Source organism: Rhodococcus sp. H36-A4, from assembly GCF_027158005.1.
GTDB lineage: Bacteria > Actinomycetota > Actinomycetes > Mycobacteriales > Mycobacteriaceae > Rhodococcoides.
The window spans coordinates 1-625 of record NZ_JAPVLQ010000028.1 but is presented as its reverse complement, the minus strand read 5'-3'; the positions used below and the strand labels follow the sequence as shown (position 1 = coordinate 625).

Genomic DNA, 625 nt, shown 5'->3' with positions numbered 1-625 from the left:
TGAATTTCTACAACACTCGCCGTAGGCACTCAACGATCGGGATGCTCAGCCCTCACAGTTACGAACAGTCACTTATCGCGCCCATCATGGCCGCGTGACCACTGTCCACTTTTCGGGGGGAACCTCAATACTGTCGAATCAACGATGGCGTTCTTTGTTGGGATTTCACGGGCCGCAGAGCGACTGATCTTCACCAGCTGCGACCAGCGCGGGTCGCGCGACGGTATCGCCGACCTTTACCACGAGCTGGAGGCTGCTGATGTCCTATCCGTTCGCATAAACTAGACATGACGCTTGCTTGGGGCGGCCGGTCGCACCCTCGGGTTCGAACTACGGTGCTCTGAGGTTCCCCCAAAAGTGGACAGTGGTTACGCGGCCATGATTGGGCGCGGTCAGTGACTGTTCGTACGTGGTGGGGCTGAGCATCCCGATCGTGGAGTGCCTACGGCGAGTGTTGTAGAAATTCATCCAGTTGTCAACTGCAGCAACCAATTCAGCGGCATGAACGAAGGTGTGCCGGTAGTAGTACTCGTGCTTGAACGTCGACCACAGACTCTCCGCGCCGGCGTTGTCCCAGCAAATACCGGTTGCCCCCATCGAACGCCGCAACCCGTACCGTCCACAC

At 57.9% G+C, this 625-nt stretch carries 1 protein-coding gene; it reads right to left on the bottom strand.

All coding sequences use genetic code 11. From position 1 onward, the window contains the following. Positions 1-330: 330 nt before the first annotated feature. Positions 331-625: integrase core domain-containing protein (locus O1W68_RS21515; RefSeq protein WP_269307042.1), on the bottom strand; the 295-nt coding region annotated here is incomplete at its 5' end.